General features: G+C 69.9%; 11 protein-coding genes. 6 read left to right on the top strand and 5 right to left on the bottom strand.

The annotated features are described in order from the left end of the window. Positions 1-410: 410 nt before the first annotated feature. From FEZ32_RS04470 to murQ, 4 genes are all read right to left on the bottom strand, one after another. Positions 411-1,790 carry a PFL family protein gene (locus FEZ32_RS04470; protein ID WP_244937907.1) on the bottom strand — a complete coding sequence of 460 codons (1,380 nt, stop codon included), beginning with the start codon at positions 1,788-1,790 and terminating at the stop codon, positions 411-413. A gap of 4 nt (positions 1,791-1,794) precedes the next feature. Further along, entirely contained in the window at positions 1,795-2,064 is a 270-nt protein-coding gene (locus FEZ32_RS04475) for an ACT domain-containing protein (protein ID WP_028703229.1), read from the bottom strand. A gap of 404 nt (positions 2,065-2,468) precedes the next feature. Beyond that, the gene (locus tag FEZ32_RS04480) at positions 2,469-3,020 is read right to left on the bottom strand and encodes a GNAT family N-acetyltransferase (RefSeq protein WP_244937908.1); all 552 of its coding nucleotides are present in this window, start codon (positions 3,018-3,020) and stop codon (positions 2,469-2,471) included. After that, positions 3,017-4,201: an N-acetylmuramic acid 6-phosphate etherase gene (murQ, locus tag FEZ32_RS04485; protein ID WP_244937909.1), complete on the bottom strand. Its 1,185-nt coding sequence runs from the start codon at positions 4,199-4,201 to the stop codon at positions 3,017-3,019. Before murQ ends, FEZ32_RS04480 begins: the two co-directional genes overlap by 4 nt. Positions 4,202-4,371: 170 nt before the next feature. On the opposite strand from murQ, the gene FEZ32_RS04490 reads away from it, so the two are divergent. From FEZ32_RS04490 to FEZ32_RS04500, 3 genes are all read left to right on the top strand, one after another. Further along, positions 4,372-5,493, top strand: a complete 1,122-nt coding sequence (locus FEZ32_RS04490; protein ID WP_244937951.1) for an N-acetylglucosamine kinase — start codon at positions 4,372-4,374, stop codon at positions 5,491-5,493. Positions 5,494-5,881: 388 nt separating this feature from the next. Then, positions 5,882-7,828, top strand: coding sequence for a penicillin-binding transpeptidase domain-containing protein (locus FEZ32_RS04495; RefSeq protein ID WP_175415716.1), 1,947 nt, complete (start codon positions 5,882-5,884; stop codon positions 7,826-7,828). A 43-nt stretch (positions 7,829-7,871) separates the two neighbouring features. Then, a complete protein-coding gene (locus FEZ32_RS04500; RefSeq protein ID WP_028703226.1) occupies positions 7,872-8,744 on the top strand; it encodes a mechanosensitive ion channel family protein in 873 nt (290 codons plus the stop codon). A gap of 180 nt (positions 8,745-8,924) precedes the next feature. Here the strand turns inward: FEZ32_RS04500 and FEZ32_RS04505 are convergent, their stop codons facing one another. After that, complete coding sequence (locus tag FEZ32_RS04505; RefSeq protein ID WP_028703225.1) at positions 8,925-10,064, bottom strand: glycerate kinase; 1,140 nt, start codon at positions 10,062-10,064, stop codon at positions 8,925-8,927. A gap of 556 nt (positions 10,065-10,620) precedes the next feature. Between FEZ32_RS04505 and FEZ32_RS04510 the strand changes: the two genes are divergently transcribed. The 3 genes from FEZ32_RS04510 (at position 10,621) to FEZ32_RS04520 (ending at position 16,082) form a co-directional block, all read left to right on the top strand. Further along, positions 10,621-12,168, top strand: a complete 1,548-nt coding sequence (locus FEZ32_RS04510) for a CCA tRNA nucleotidyltransferase (protein WP_028703224.1) — start codon at positions 10,621-10,623, stop codon at positions 12,166-12,168. Positions 12,169-12,251: 83 nt separating this feature from the next. After that, on the top strand, positions 12,252-13,655 hold the full coding sequence (locus tag FEZ32_RS04515) for a C39 family peptidase (RefSeq protein ID WP_175415717.1): 1,404 nt from the start codon (positions 12,252-12,254) through the stop codon (positions 13,653-13,655). A gap of 249 nt (positions 13,656-13,904) precedes the next feature. Next, positions 13,905-16,082 (top strand): DUF6049 family protein, encoded by a 2,178-nt coding sequence (locus FEZ32_RS04520; RefSeq protein WP_138680047.1) that lies wholly within the window; start codon positions 13,905-13,907, stop codon positions 16,080-16,082. Positions 16,083-16,301: the final 219 nt, after the last annotated feature.

Here is a 16,301-nt window from a genome sequence, read left to right on the forward strand (position 1 = left end):
TCCAGATCCGCGCCCGGGGGAAGGCCCGACGTCCTCCCGTTCCTCTGCTTCCCACCCACCCCTGCTTCCCACCCATCCCTGCTTCCCACCCATCCCTGCTTCCCACCCATCCCTGCTTCCCACCCATCCCTGCTTCCCACCCATCCCTGCTTCCCACCCATCCCTGCTTCCCACCCATCCCTTGTCACGATGCTCGCGAAGTTCGACGATGCTCGCGCTATAGCGCGAGCATCGTCGAACTTCGCGAGCATCGTGGAACTTAGGCGTGGAACTTGGGGGGCCCAGGCGTGGAACTTGGGGCGTGTACTTGGGGGTGGGCCGAGGCGTGGAGCCCGGGATCCGGTGCCCCGGCCACCCCCGGGTCCACCCCGGCACCTACTACCCAGGCGCCTCCGTCACTGGGCCATGCATCAGTTCCTGAAGGCGTGGATCGGGGCCGGAATGTGACCTCCCCGGGCGATGAACTCGTCGGACCCGAACCTGCTGGTGGCCATGATCGGGGCGCGCCCGAGCAGCCCCCCGAACTCGGCCTCCTCGCCGACCTCCTTGCCCGGAACCGGGATCAGCCGGACAGCCGTCGTCTTGTGGTTCATCACGCCGATCGCCGCCTCATCGGCGATGATCGCCGACAGCGTCTCGGCGCTGGTCGACCCGGGCAGCGCGATCATGTCGAGCCCCACCGAGCAGATCGCGGTCATCGCCTCGAGCTTGTCCAGGCTGATCGCACCGAGACCGGCGGCCTCGATCATGCCGATGTCCTCGCTGACCGGGATGAACGACCCCGACAGCCCGCCGACGTGCGAACAGGCCATCATGCCGCCCTTCTTGACGGCGTCATTCAGCAGGAACAGCGCCGCGGTGGTGCCGTGCGTGCCGACCCGCTCCAGCCCCATCTCCTCCAGGATCCGCGCCACCGAGTCGCCGACGGCCGGGGTCGGCGCCAGGGACAGGTCGACGATCCCGAAGGGGACGCCGAGTCGGGCGGCGGCCATCGTCCCGACCAGCTGGCCCATCCGGGTCACCTTGAACGCGGCCTTCTTGATCGTCTCGGCCACCGTCCCGAAGGATCCTCCCGGCACCTTCTTCAGAGCGCGGGCGATCACCCCGGGGCCCGAGACGCCGACCGAGACGCAGCAGTCCGCCTCCCCGACGCCGTGGAAGCCGCCGGCCATGAAGGGGTTGTCCCCGACCGCGTTGGCGAAGACCACGAGCTTCGCGGCCCCCAGGCCGCCGGCGTCCGCGGTGAGCTCGGCGCTGCGCTTGATCGCGCGGCCCATGTCGGCGACCGCGGACATGTTGATCCCGGCCCGCGAGGAGCCGATGTTGACCGAGGAGCAGACGTAGTCGGTCTCGGCGAGGGCCTGGGGGATGGAGTCCACCAGGACCTTGTCGCTGTGGGTGCGGCCCTTGTCGACCAGGGCGGTGAATCCGCCCAGGAAGTCGACGCCGACCTCCTTGGCAGCGGCGTCCAGGGTGCGGGCGAAGGGGACGTAGTCGTGCTCCCCGCTCGCGGCGGCGATCAGCGAGATCGGCGTCACGGTGATCCGCTTGTTGATGATCGGGATGCCGAGCTCGGTCTCGATCCCCTGGCAGGTCTGCACCAGGTCGCGGGCCCGGGTGGTGATGCGGTCGTAGATCTTGCGGCGGGCGACCTCACCGTCGGAGTCGATGCAGTCGAGCAGCGAGATCCCCATCGTGACAGTGCGGATGTCCAGCCGCTCGTCCTCGATCATGTGGATGGTCTCGAGGATGTTCTTGGTGGTGGCAGTGTCCATCGGTTCGGAGCTCATCGGATCACAGCCTGTGCATCGCGTCGAAGATGGCCTCGGACTGTATGTGGACGACGACGCCGGCCTGCTCGCCGGCGTCCTTCATCCGGGCCTGGATGGTGGCCAGGTCGGGGGTGCCGTCACCGAGGACGCACTGCATGATCATGGTGAAGTAGTCGCCCATCAGGGTCTGCGACACGTTGACGATGTTGACCCCCATCTCAGCCAGCGCCGTGGAGATGGCGGCGATGATTCCCGGATGGTCGTTGCCGGTGACGGTCATGATCGCATTCATGGTCCCCATCCTCCCGCATCCCTGGACAGCCGAGGACGTTGGTAGGGCTCCAGCGGGATCCTCGGCACGGCGGGGACGTCGGGTGGGCAGCTGTCCCCTCAGACCTGGTCCGCTCCCGCTCCTGCCGTCTGTCTGTGATCCCGCTCTTACCGTCTGTCCGTCTGCGATCCAGCCCGACGCTCCGCCCGCCGAAGCTCTCCGCCCGACCCCACTCCGCCCGACCCCACTCCGCGTTGATCCAGTTACTCGGCGTTGATCCTCTTGTAGCTGGATCAACGCCGAGTAACTGGATCAACGCGGCAACGTGGACTGGAACTGCCACAGAACTGGATCAACGCGGCGATGGTGGACGACGCCCGTCACCAGATCTGCGACCCCAGACCGGGACGCCGCCAAAACAGACCTCAGGCGATCTGGTTGCGCAGCAGGGACATCGTGATGGAGTCCCACCGGCGTCCGTTCCACGACCGCGCCTCCGGGATCCGGGCGCTGACCGTGTAACCGAGCTGCTCGGCGCACCTCATCATCCGGGTGTTCCCGCTCCAGGTGGTGAGGGTCAGGACGTGGGCGTCGGTCTCCTGGAAGGTCTGGCGGGTCCAGGACGACAGCGCCCGGCGTCCGATCCCCTGTCCCCACAGCCGGGGCTCGAAGATCACCAGGCCGAGCTCCCACCAGCCGCCGCCGGCGGGCTCGATCTCGAAACGGTTGACGAAGCCGCAGCGGTGACCCTCCACCGTGATGATCGCCCGGTCCCCCGACCTCACCCGGGGCCGCCAGTCATGGGCGAACTCCGAGTAGCTGCGGTCGTCCTGGTCGCCGAAGTAGGGGCCGTCCCACTTCTTCCACTCGGGATCGACCGCCTCGACATTCCAGTGCCACAGCCAGATGAGGTCGTCCTCCACGAGGGGAATGACGTCGACCTGGGGGATCAGCAGATGCTTCAGTCGGGTCGTCACCGCTGGTCCCTCCCGATCCCACGAACACTCCCGGAGTCATCCCCGGCCGGCGCGACTCCACCGGTCGACCCAGTGCCCGCAGCACCACCGGCGGATCCCGAATCCACAGCACCACCGGTCGTCCCGGACCCACCGGAGGCCGACCTCGCCCGATCGATCGCGGTGCGCACCCCCGACGGGTCCCCCGCCCGCTCGGCGCTGGGCGGTGTCTCCTCCAGAGCCGCCTCCGCCTCCGCGACGTCGACCCCTGCGGCCAGCGCGACGATGGCCACCCGGACCCGCCCGTCGGCAGCCTCCAGCGCGGCACGCGCACGGCCCGCATCGGCCTCGGTGGCCTGCTCGACGATCCGCACCATCCGGACCCGCAGCTTCTCGTTGGTCGCGACGACGTCGATCATGAGATTGGACCAGGTCTTGCCGAGCCGGATCATGGCCGCCGTCGAGATGGCGTTGAGGGTCATCTTCTGCGCGGTCCCCGACTTCATCCGGGTCGATCCGGTGACCGCCTCGGGACCGGTGTCGGGCAGGATCGAGATGTCGGCCAGATCGGCCAGCGGGGCGTTCGGATTGGTGGAGATGAGTGCGGTCGGCAGGCCGCGACGTCTGGCCTCGGCCAGCGCGCCACCGACGTAGGGGGTCCGACCGCTCGCGGCGATCCCGATCACCAGATCGTGCGGACCGGCCTGCGCCAGCTCGGCGGCGCCCAGTTCCGGGGAGTCCTCGGCCCCCTCGACGGCCCGCACGAAGGCCCGCTCGCCGCCCGCCATGTGACCGATCACCTGGTCGGGCCGGATGCCGTAGGTGGGCAGCAGCTCGACGGCGTCCAGCACACCGAGCCGCCCCGAGGTCCCGGCCCCGACGTAGTGGACGCTGCCTCCCGCGCTCAGCGCGGCGACCACCAGGTCGACGACCCGGCCGATCTGGGCGATGCAGGCCTGCACCGCGGCTGCCACCCGGGCGTCCTCGGCGAGGATCTCGGAGACGACTCCGGCGGCGTCCAGCTGGTCGATGTCGAGGGTTCTCCGGTTGCGCGACTCGGTCGCCCAGGTGAGCCGGGGGGAGGACTCGGCCGCCACCGTCGAATCGGCTGTGACGTGGGGTTTCGGTCCGGAATCAGGGATACCGGGCAGCTCGGAGGAGGTGGTTCGAGGGTCCTCGGGATGCTCGGAACTGCTGATCACAGGGTCTCCTTCGGTGGCTGGGGCGGTCCATATCTTGTCACGTCCGGAAAGCGGCGCCGACCGGGGGCGCGACGTCGCCTCTGGCCCCCGACCGGAGCGAATCCGCCGGGGGTCGGTGCGCGCCGCTGGAACCGGGTGGCAGGGGCGGTAGCCTCCTGCCCGTGACGGTGATGGGAATCGATCTGGGCGGGACCAGCACGCGAGCTGAGCTGGTGGACGGCTCCGGCGCGCTGCTGGGGCGGGGGCTGGCCGGTGGCGCGAACCTCCGCTCGGCCGGGGGCGGTATCGCCGGGGCCGCCGACGCCGTCCGGACTGCTGCCGAGATGGCCCTGGCGGCCGCGCAGAACCCTGGCACAGCTGGCCCTGGCGACGTCCCGCGCAACAGCCCTCACGACGTCGCGCACTGCGCGCCTCATGACGTCGCCCCGAGGATCGCGTTGGGACGGCACCGCCCCCGGGTCGTCGTCGTGGCCGCCTCGGGTGCCGGACCGGCGCGTCATGACGAGGTCGCGGAGGCCTTCCGGGATGCACTGACGGGCATCTGCGACCGGGTGCACGTCGAGAATGACCTGGCCGCAGCCTTCCGCTCGGCCAGTTCCGGAGGCGACGGCTACCTCCTGCTGTCGGGGACCGGCGCGGTGGCCGGGCGCTTCCAGGGCGGAGTCCTGCAGCGGCGCGCCGACGGGCTGGGCTGGATCCTCGGTGACACCGGCTCGGGGCTGTGGATCGGCTGGCAGGGTCTGCGGGCGGCGGCCGCCGATCTGGACGGACGCGGCCCCCGCACCGAGCTGACCGGACTGCTGGTGACGGCCCTGGGGGTGAGTCCAGTCACCGGCGATCCGTGTCAGGATCTGGTGCGCCGGGTCGACGACCTCACTCCTGCACAGATCGGCAGCATGGCACCGATCGTGCTGAGAGTGGCCGGCCACGACGCCGTCGCCGGCCGGATCGCCGAGCAGGCCGGTCGGGCGCTGGTCACCAGCCTGGACGCCGTCATCGACGACGCCGGGACCGACGGGGTCGTGATCGATCATGCACGAACCGTCGGGGTCGGCGGGCTCGACGAGACTGCGGTCAGCCCGGATGCAGAGACAACAGGCATGCCCAAGAAGTGCGCAGGCGGCGTCCCCCACGAGGTGGTGCTGGCCGGAGGGGTGCTGAGCCACCCGAACCCGGTCCGCGACGCCGTCCTGGCCGCCCTGGAGGATCGCAGCTGGCGGGTGGTCACCGCCACCGAACCGGTGATCGGGGCGGTCCGGATCGCCCAGGACCTCCTCGCCAAGGGCCTGTGAACGCGGAGCCGGCCCCAGCAGCCCAGCCCAACCAGCCCGGCCCCACCAGCCCGTGTCGACTCCAACTCCAGGCAACCGCATCGGGCCCAATCACACGGGCCTGACCACCCCACACGGGTACTTCTGGGTGGGCCGCCTGAAGACTGTCGGTGTGCGGTGGTTTCATGGGTCCTGCCGATGGCACCCGCACATGTGTCGGCCGGATGACATCGGTGGGAGAGTTCGGATGGAGATCGGCCTGTCCGCACTGGGTTCACTGTTCGGCGGCGCCGTTCGGATGATCCGGGTCGGGCAGTGCCGTTCAAGCGGTCCACGCAGGGCAGTCCTGTTCAGATGGTCCAAGCCGGACACGACGTACCGAGGTATCGGGACGAGGGAGGAGAGCCGCATGACGCCACAAGGCCCGCGCCTGTCGCGCCGCGCCCTCGGGGGCGCCGCCGTCGGCACCCTGGCGGCCGCCGCACTGGTCACCGTGAGCGGATGCAAGGGGTTCGACTCGACCTCCGATGTCCCCGACGACGCCCGCCAGACCGCCCAGAAGCTCGCAGCCGGCCTCACCAGGGGCGACCTCACCGGCGTCCCCGTCGACGACCCTGCCACCGCCGCCTCCGACCTCAAGGTCGTCTTCGCCGGGATGGACGGCCTGCGTCCCACCACGAAGGTCAGCTCCGTCGCCGGCGCCGGGAGCGGGACGGTGACCGCCACCCTGTCCCACACCCTCTCGCTGGCCGGAAAACCCTGGACCTTCACCTCCACCGCCCGCATCGTGAGCAGCGGCGGCGCGTGGCGGGTGGCCTGGGAGCCGACCGTCATCCACCCCCGACTCACCCAGGCCACCCGGCTGCGTCACACCCGCCAGCTCGGCGAGCGCGCCTCCATCACCGGCACCAACGGCTCCGACATCATCGTCAACCACACCGTCCATGACGTCGGCATCGACAAGACGAAAATCGACAAGACGAAATGGGCCGGCTCGGCGACCGCCCTGGCGAAAGAGCTGAAGATCGATCCCAAGGCCTTCACCGCCCTGGTCCAGGCCTCCGGCCCGCAGGCCTTCGTGGTGGCGATCACCCTGCGCGAGCAGGACATCCCCCGCAACATCGGTGTCATCCCGGGCGCCGCGGTCACCGACCGCGAACTTCCGCTGGCCCCCACCAAGACCTTTGCCCTCGGCCTGCTGGGCACCTCCGGACTGGCCGACGAGGCCGACGTCAAGCGCGGCAAGGGGGAGATCGAGGAGGGCGACGTGGTCGGCAAGTCCGGTCTGCAGCTGCGCTACGACGCCCAGCTGCGCGGCAAGGTCGGTCACATCATCGCCCTGGTCGCGCGCAAGGATCCGACGTCCTCCGCCTCACCGGCCCCGCAGCCCGCGACCTCGGCGTCCGGCAGCACCAGCTCGGGTCCCACAACGCTGTTCACCACACCGAAGAGCGACGGGAAGCCGCTCAGGCTCACCCTTGACCCGACCCTCCAGTCCAAGGCGGAGACGGCCCTGGCCAGGGTCTCCGGGGTCGCCTGCCTGGTTGCGATCCGGCCCTCGGACGGTGCCATCCTGGCAGCCGCGAACTCCAAGGACGCCGGTGCCAACGCCTTCGCCACCTCGGGCCAGTACGCCCCTGGCTCCACCTTCAAGATCGCCACCACCCTCGCCCTGCTGCGCACCGGGCTCACCCCCGACTCCACGGTGACCTGCTCGCCGACCATCACCGTCAACGGACGCCGGTTCCACAACTACTCCGACTACGACTCCGCCTACTCCGGGGCTATCCCCCTCAAGCAGGCCGTCGCCCAGTCCTGCAACACCGCCTTCATCTCCCAGCACACCAAGGTCACCTCGGCCAGCCTCCGCCGAGCGGCCGGCAGCCTCGGGGTCGGCACCGACTACGACCCCGGCTTCACCTCCTTCTACGGTTCGATCGCCGACACCACCACCGCCGACGTGCTGGCCTCCGACGTCATCGGCCAGGGCGGCGTGCTCGCCTCGCCGATGGCGATGGCCGGGCTGGCGGCCTCGGTGGCCGCCGGCTCGACCGTCGTCCCCTGGCTCATTGAGGGCCGCCGTCCAGCATCCAAGGCCACCCCGCTGAGCACCAAGGAGGTCGCCGGGTTGCGCGAGGTGATGGTCACCACCGTCAAGCAGGGGTCCGGACGGGTGCTGTCTGGGCTGGCGACCGGCGCCAAGACCGGAACCGCCGAGTTCGGCCCGAGCGGAAAGCTCAAGACCCACGCCTGGATGATCTGCTGGACGTCGTCGATCGCGGTGGCGTGCATGGTGGAGGTCGGGGAGTCCGGGTCCGGCACGGCCGGCCCGATCATCAAGGCGTTCCTGACATGACGGAGGTCCGGTGCTGCTGAACCCGCTCCACGTGCTCATTCCGATGAGGACTTCAATCGTCAAGTCCTTCACCTGGAACTGGCCCTACACGCCCATCAACCTGGCGATCATCACGGTGGCCGCCCTGGTCTGCCGATGGCTGCTGCGCAAGGGCATCAACTGGCTGATCGGCTGGATGCTGCGACGCACCGAGAAGCGCCGGTCCTCCGAGACCACCCACGGCGGAATCGCGATCGGCGAGCTCACCGGCCTCAACGCCGAACGCCAGGCTCAACGCACCACCACGGTCGGTCGGCTGCTGTCCAACATCGGCGTCGCACTGATCGTGGCGATCGCGGTGATGTGGGGATTCGACACGGTCGGCATCCAGCTCACCCCGATCCTCGCCTCGGCCGGTGTCGCCGGCATCGCCCTGGCCTTCGGCGCCCAGACCCTGGTGAAGGACCTGTTGTCCGGCCTCTTCCTGATCTTCGAGGACCAGTACGGGGTCGGGGACGTCGTGGAGATCAACGACATCAAGGGCACCATCGAGGACATCGGGCTGAGGGTGACCAGGATCCGCGACTTCGACGGGCTGATCTGGTACATCCGCAACGGCGAGATCACCACGGTCGGCAATCGCACCCAGGGAGTGGCGACCACCCTGACCGACATCACCGTGCACGCCTCCGAGGATCCCCTGGTCGTGATGCGGGTGCTCAAGATGGTGATCCGCGAGGTCGACCAGGACCCGCAGTTCAGCGACTCCCTGCTGGAGACCCCGACGGTGCTCGGCGTCACCGACATCACCGGCGACCAGATGACCTTCCAGATCTCCACCAAGTGCGTCGCCCAAACCCAGTACGACGTCATCCGCACCATCCGCCGCAAGGTGAAGGACGCCTTCGACGAGGCCCGGATCCGCGGCGCCTTCTGAGCGGCGGTTCCCGCCGGTCGAGCCCCCAGCCGAACCCCGGCCCCGGTCCGGCAGAGTTCCGACCCTGTCCCACCACCTCGGATGATCCCAAGTTCAGTGCGACCATCCGCACCGATGGCACTCCGGTCCAGCCACCTGCACCGACTGCGCCCGGCCCGGTCGGGATGTGGAACGAGCCGGCTACTCCTCCCCCATCGCCTCGGCGATCAGCCGGATCAGCAACGATCGGGCGGCCGCGATCGACCGCTTCGGATCGGGCTCGATGTCCGACAGCGCCAGAACCCCGTCGAAGGCGTCCCGGTCGGCGCCCTCCAGTTCGCAGACCCCGCACACCGCCCAGACCGGGACACCGGCCTCACGGGCGATCCGGCGCACCGCGTCGGGGGTCTTGCCGAGCAGGGTCTGGTGGTCGAGCCGACCCTCGCCGGTGATCACCAGGGAGGCGTCACGAATCCTCTCGGCGGCATTCGACCAGCCGAGTACGACCTCTGCCCCGGGCCGGTACTGCGCCCCAAGACACATCAGCGCCCAGCCGACCCCGCCGGCGGCCCCGGCACCGGGATCATCGCGGTGCATCACTCCCAGAGCCGGCTCGACCGCACCGGAGAAGACCTCGAGGGTCTCGTCGGCCAGCGCGACGCCGGCCTCATCCAGCCCCTTCTGCGGACCGAAGACTGCGGCTGTCCCCTCGGGTCCCAGCAGTGGACTGGTGACATCGCAGGCGACGGTCAGCCTCACATCGGCCAGCCGGGGATGGAGGTGGGTGAGGTCGACCAGGTCGAGCTTGGTCAGACCGGTCAGGCCCGGTGTGACATCGCGGCGTTCGGCATCGAGGAAGATCGCCCCGAGGGCCTCGAGCATTCCAGCGCCGCCATCGGTGCTGGCAGAGCCCCCGATCCCGATCGTGATCGACTTCACGCCCTCGCGCAGGGCGGCCACGATCACCTCACCAAGCCCTCTGCTGGAGGCGGCCAGGGCGCGCTCGGGAGTGGGCGGGCCGGAGACCCGGTCTGCCCGTTCCAAGCCGCAGCAGGCTGCCATCTCGATGACCGCATCGTCCCCGCGCCGGGCCCAGTCGACCTGGGCGAGATCACCGGTGGCGCCGTGGCAGCGGGTCGACACCGAGTGGTAGCCGGCCGCGATCGCCGCATCCAGAGTGCCCTCGCCGCCGTCGGCCACCGGGATCGAGACGACATCGATATCGGGTTCGGCCTGCCGCAGGCCCTGGGTGACCGCCATGCAGGCCTGTCCGCTGGTCAACGACCCCTTGAAGGAGTCCACCGCGACCACGACGCTGCCCGCGTCGGACTGTGATCCCATGCCCGCAATGGTAGGGGCCCGACAGCCAGGCGTCGCCCGGGGAAGAGGAGATGAGATCCTCTGCCGAGGCCATGGTTCCCACACACCGAGGCCCTGGTGGCCAACAGCCTTGGAGTAAGTGGGCACGCCACGGCCCACGAGGTGCCCGCTGCTGGGAGCGACATGAGGTCCGCCGCAGGATCCGGGCACCCGCACCTCGGAAGGAGTGAGCCGCCACGGCCCACAAGGTGCCCCCACCCCTGCAAGGGGCGAGATCTGCCAGTGAGCGCACAAGCGACCGGATTATCCACACGCCGGCCCACAGATGGCAGATCTCACCCGCACGCCAGGACGGGCCCCCACGAGATCTGCCACAGGGAAGCACACGACGCGGATAATCCACACGCCGGCCTGCATATGGCAGAACTCAATCGCACGCCACGACGGGCCCACACGAGATCTGCCACAGAGCACACAAGCAACTGGACTATCCCACACGCCGGCCCACACATGGCAGAACTCATCGCCACCGAGGGAACTCTGACCAGTTCCGCGGCATCTCGTAAAGTAGAGCCCCGTGTCCGCATCTCTTGACTGCCTGAACCCGTCCCCCGAGGAACGGGGTCTCACGCTGCCACAGCTGCTGGAGCACCGGATCGATCGGCTGTTCTCGACCATCCCGCTGATCGGCGAACTCGGCCAGCTGTTCGCCGACCACGGCCACGACCTCTACCTGGTCGGCGGGTCGGTCCGCGACGCCCTGCTGGGAACCCTCGGCCACGATCTGGACTTCACCTCAGATGCCCACCCCGATGAGATCGAGTCCCTGCTGCGCACGAGAACCCATGCGGTCTGGGACATAGGCCGCGCCTTCGGCACCATCGGGGCCCGGATCCCGGTGGCAGATGCCCCGGCCACCGAGCCCCTGACAGGGGGCGACCCGGGGCAGGCCTCTCCTGATGCCTGGGTGGTGGAGATCACCACCTATCGCACTGATGTCTACCGGCCCGACTCCCGCAAGCCCGCGATCGCCTTCGGGTCGAGCATTGACGAGGACCTCATCCGGCGGGACTTCACCGTCAACGCGATGGCCGTGCACGCCGCCACCCGGCAGTTCGTCGACCCGCACGCCGGTCTGGCCGATATCGCCGCCGGGGTGCTGCGCACCCCCTTCCCCCCGGAGCGGTCCTTCTCCGACGACCCGCTGCGGATGATGCGGGCGGCACGGTTCACCTCCCAGCTCGGCTTCGCCGTCACCGCCCCGGTGCGCACCGCGATGACCGAGATGGCCGACCGGATCGCGATCATCTCGGCCGAACGGGTCCGCGACGAGCTGTCGAAGCTGCTGCTCACCGACCACCCGAGGGAGGGCCTGGACCTGCTGGTCTCCACCGGGATCGCCGACCATGTCCTTCCAGAGCTGCCGGCCCTGCAGCTGGAGCGCGACGAGCACCACCGTCACAAGGACGTGTACCAGCACACCCTGACGGTCGTGGAGCAGTCCATCGCCCTGGAGCACTCCCGGGGCGACTCACCCGACCTCACCGGGCGGATGGCTGCGCTGATGCACGATGTCGGCAAGCCGGCGACCCGACGGTTCGAGCCCGGCGGCAAGGTCTCCTTCCACCACCACGACGTGGTCGGGGCCAAGTTGACCCGCAAGCGCCTCAAGGCGCTGGCCTTCCCCTCGCAGTTCGTCAAGGACGTCTCCACCCTCGTCGAACTCCATCTGCGCTTCCACGGCTACGGGGACCAGGGCTGGACGGACTCGGCGGTGCGCCGCTACGTGCGCGACGCCGGTGACCAGCTGGAACGACTGCACATCCTCACCCGGGCCGACTGCACGACGATGAATCGGCGCAAGGCGGAACGCCTCGAGTTCGCCTACGACGACCTGGAGCGCCGGATCGCCGAGCTCGAGGAGCGCGAGGAGCTCGAGGCGATCCGTCCCGATCTGGACGGCGAGCAGATCATGGCGATCCTCGGCATCAGGCCGGGACCGGTGGTCGGGCGGGCCTACAAGTTCCTGCTCAACCTGCGCCTGGACGAGGGCCCCCAGAGCGTCGAGGAGGCCGGCCAGGCGCTGCGGTCCTGGTGGGCGGATCAGCCGGAGTCGCAGGCCTGAGACCCGCACGCCCGCACGAGATGATGGGGACCGCAACCCTGAAGACCGATGGAACCTGCCGAGACCTCACGAAGGATCATGCGATGCACACCCCGATGCCTGCCGACCAGATCGAGTTCCACGCCTGGCAGGCCCATCCCGCCGAGACGGCAGCCGGTCGACAGGCCTTCGCCGACGGCGACCATGACGGCACCCGGGTCGGCGACCTGGGACTCACCGTCGATCATCTGTCGGGCCCCGTCGCCTTCGCCGATCCCTTCGTCGACACCCCCGACGGCGAGGTGACCAGGGTCGCCGACGCCGCGCCGGTGGACTACCGCTGTGCCACCTGGACCTCGCCCCTGCACAGTCTCGGGCTCATCCCCGACGAGATCATCGTGTCCTGGAATGCCCGGACCCCGGGACGTTCCTGGATCGAGGTTCAGATCCAGCCCTGGGCCACCACACCCGACACCGCCCCGACTCCCAGCAGCCGGACCGCGGACGGCGACGTCGTCGCGAGCCCGGCCGACACCGCCCCGGCCAGCTGGTTCACCATGGCCCGCTGGTGCGAGAAGCTTCCCGCCCAGGGCGGCGGGATCCACCGCGTCAGCGTCGACGGCCAGGCCGATGACGTCGCCGTCGTGGACACCGACACCCTCAGGGCCCGCGGGACCCGACCGATCACCGGGTACCGGCTGCGGGTGACCCTGTTCTGCCCGGCCGACGAGTCCGAGCTCCCGGTGGTCTCTCTGCTGGGAGCGGTCGCCTCCAGGACGCCGACTCTCACGACTCCCGAGCACCTCGGCGAGGGCGCGCCCACCGACCTGACCGGCACCAGCACCAGCACCAGCACCAGCACCAGCACAGTCACCCCAGCCACCACATCGGCCCGGAGCATCGAGATCCCGGTCCCCACGTTGTCCCAGATGACCCACTGCGGCCAGTACCCGCAGTGGGGCGGGGGCGGCGGCTCCTGGTGCTCTGCGACCTCGGTGGCCATGGTGATGACCAGGTACCAGGTCGGCCCCTCCCCGGAGGATCTCGCCTGGGTCAAGCCCGCCGACGACGCCATCGTCCCCTTCAGCGCCCGGGCCACCTGGGACCACCAGTACGGCGGGGCCGGCAACTGGGCCTTCTCGACCGCCTACCCCGCCGAGTACGGCCTGACGACCTTCGTCACCCGGCTGGCCTCGGTGGCCCAGATGGAGCCCTTCATCGCGGCCGGCGTCCCGCTGGCGGCCTCGGTCTCCTTCGACGCCGCGGAGCTGTACGGCGCCGGCTACTCGACCGAGGGCCATCTCCTGGTGGTGGTCGGATTCACCGATCGGGGAGACGTCGTCGTCAACGACCCGGCGAGCCACGAGCTGGCCGACAACGACCAGGTCCGGGTGGTCTACCGACGCGATCAGTTCGAGCGGGTCTGGTTGTCGGGTTCGGCCGGAACCGTCTACGTCATCGCAGCCCCGGGAACCGCCCTCCCGGCAGGTCCCTCGACCGGTCTGTGAGGCGACCTCGCCGGGCAGAAAGCGGTAGCCGCGGGCCGGTGCCCGACCCTCCGCACAGCCGGCGACCATAGGATGGGCGCCATGTCCACCTCTCCGACCGACCGACCAGGGAGCTGTTCGCGCACCCCTGTCGCCGGATCGGGGAGGCTCCCGGCGGCAGCCTCGCACAGGGCGTCCGCCGCGACGCCGCCCGCATCGCGGCGACCGCGGCGATGGCGTCGACCTGCAGCCGCTCTGCTGGCCCTGATCATGGCCGTCCTGGCCTCCCTGGCCACCGTCTCCGGATCGGCGACGGCGCTGGCCGCCCCGTCCATGCCCACGAGATCCACCCGGCAGCCGACGAACCCCGAGGTGCTGGCCACCGTGACCAGCGTCACCCCGGACACCGTGGACGCCAACGGGACCATCACCATCCGCGGCACGGTGCGCAACACCTCCACGGTGCCGATGACCTGGGTGCAGGTCTCCTTCTGGCGGTCCCGCGACCCGATCACCGACGTCGGATCCCTGGACTCCGTGCTGGCCTCCCCGATCACCATGCCGGTGGGCGAGCGCTGGTTCAACGAGAAGAACGAGGCCAGCCTGGACAACATCACCGACCCGGAGGCCACCCAGACCTTCGAGCCCGGCCAGACCGCCCCCTTCCAGGTCAGTGGCACGGCCAAGGACATGGGTCTGACGACTCCCGGCAGCTATCTCGTCGGCGTCCACGTCCAGGCCACCCCGAAGGGCCGCGACAGGATGACGGTGGGTCGAGCCCGGGTGCTCACCGTGGTCTCCGACACCGCCACCAAGGCCCAGCTCACCCCGGTGATCGAACTGTCCTCCCGGCCGTCGGTGGGGCTGGACGGCACCTTCATGGACGACCATCTGGCCGGCGAGCTCACCGGTCGTCTCAATGCCCTCGTCGACGCCGCCGTCTCCCGCCGCTCCACCGTGGTCATCGATCCGGCCCTGCTGGACGAGGTCACCTCGATGGCGGCCGGCTACACCATCGACGGCAAGCCGGGGACCGGGACGCAGGCGGCGAAGGACTGGTTGGGCAAGGTGCGGCCGCTGCTGTCCTCCGGGCGGGTCTTCCGGCTGCCCTACGGCAATGCCGACGTGGTCGGCGCCGCCCGGGCCGGCCGGTCCGTCGTCCTGAGCAGGACCCAGACGGCCCTGACCTCCGACAACCCGGCCTCCTCCCTCCCCCTGGCGATCGTCGACGAGGCCGGCGCGCTGGACCGCCGGTCGTTCTCGGCGATCTCCTCGGCCCTGCATCCCGAGGTGGTGCTCAGCGCCGCCAGCAGCCCGTCCGAGTCCTCCAGTGTGGTCTCGGGGACGACGCTGATCCCGCTGACGGCCGGCCTTCTCGACGGCGGTCCCGACCACGCCACCAGTACCGCCCAGAGTCGCGGACGGCTGCTCGCCCAGACCCTGCTGAACTCCCAGGCGGGACGCCACGTCGTCACCGTGGTCACCTCCGACTCCGATCTGGCGGCCACCGAACTGACCTCCTGGCTCACCTTGTCCCCGCTGTCGACGGCGGTCGGGACGCCGTCCATCACCAGCCCGCTGCCGGCGTCGAGCACGGTGCCCACCTCCCTGCGCGGATCGTGGTGGACCGACCAGGGCGATGCGGCCCGCGACGCCGCCGACTGGGGGGACATCCTCGGGGATGCCGAGCTCGCCAGGACCAAGACGGCGCGCACCCTGTCGCGGGCCACCTCGATGAATCTCGGCAGCGCCGGGCACAGCCAGTGGCTCAACCAGGCGATGGCCTCGGCCGACCAGCTGCTCGCCGGTCACTCCATCACCCTGCACTCCGCCGAGAGTTTCGTGATGTCGTCGTCCTCCAACGCTCTCCCGTTGACGGTGACCAACCGGCTCGCCGAGACCATCCGGCTCAAGGTGGTCTTCACCTCGGAGAACCCGCAGCGGATCACCATCCCGGCCACCCCGGTGGTGACCGTGAGGTCGGGGGAGACCCAGACCATCCGGTTCGCCCCCAGGGCCAGCTCCAATGGCGTGGTGGAGATGTCGGCCCAGCTCACCAGCCCCTCCGGCCGACCTCTGGGGTCCCCCCACCAGTTCGTGGTCCGGGCCACCCGGATGGACGACATCGGCTGGATCATCATCATCATCTCGGGGGCGGTCGTGCTGGGAGCGACCCTGCTGCGCATCCATCAGGTCCGCAGCCGTGACGGCACCGGGGCGGCGAGCCTGGCCGAGGAGCTGTCGGAGGGGTTGGAGGAGGCCACCGAGCACCCCGACGAGGGGGCTGCGCCGGACACCCCGGCGACAGCTCCGAAGACTTCGACCACCCCGGTGACGCCGGGCACCCCGCCCGAGGGGCAGGCGGAGACCGGGCACGCCTCGCGACCGGGCACGTCATCCGATTCCCGCACCGAGCCACACACCGAGCCACGCAGCCAGTCCGAGTAGCAGGGGACGACGCCCGACGGTTCGCAGCCGCAGAGCCGACATTCCCCGCCCCTTGCCCACTCCGCGGTGAGCCGAGTTCCGATCCGGCAGGCGAGGCGGCACACTGGATGAGGGCATTGGCCCGATGGTCCGATGTCGTCGGGATCGGCGCGGGGATCCCGAGGATCGAGGAGCATGGAGGTGACGGTGGACAGCGGATACAACAACGGGTACCGCTCC

Source organism: Acidipropionibacterium jensenii, from assembly GCF_005890135.1.
GTDB lineage: Bacteria > Actinomycetota > Actinomycetes > Propionibacteriales > Propionibacteriaceae > Acidipropionibacterium > Acidipropionibacterium jensenii.

Bases quoted from the DNA above. Each gene is read 5' to 3' on its own strand.
- FEZ32_RS04470 (WP_244937907.1), bottom strand. From the start codon at position 1,790: ATGAGCTCCGAACCGATGGACACTGCCACCACCAAGAACATCCTCGAG.
- FEZ32_RS04475 (WP_028703229.1), bottom strand. From the start codon at position 2,064: ATGAATGCGATCATGACCGTCACCGGCAACGACCATCCGGGAATCATC.
- FEZ32_RS04490 (WP_244937951.1), top strand. From the start codon at position 4,372: ATGGGAATCGATCTGGGCGGGACCAGCACGCGAGCTGAGCTGGTGGAC.
- FEZ32_RS04495 (WP_175415716.1), top strand. From the start codon at position 5,882: ATGACGCCACAAGGCCCGCGCCTGTCGCGCCGCGCCCTCGGGGGCGCC.
- FEZ32_RS04500 (WP_028703226.1), top strand. From the start codon at position 7,872: ATGAGGACTTCAATCGTCAAGTCCTTCACCTGGAACTGGCCCTACACG.
- FEZ32_RS04505 (WP_028703225.1), bottom strand. From the start codon at position 10,064: ATGGGATCACAGTCCGACGCGGGCAGCGTCGTGGTCGCGGTGGACTCC.
- FEZ32_RS04515 (WP_175415717.1), top strand. From the start codon at position 12,252: ATGCACACCCCGATGCCTGCCGACCAGATCGAGTTCCACGCCTGGCAG.
- FEZ32_RS04520 (WP_138680047.1), top strand. From the start codon at position 13,905: ATGGCCGTCCTGGCCTCCCTGGCCACCGTCTCCGGATCGGCGACGGCG.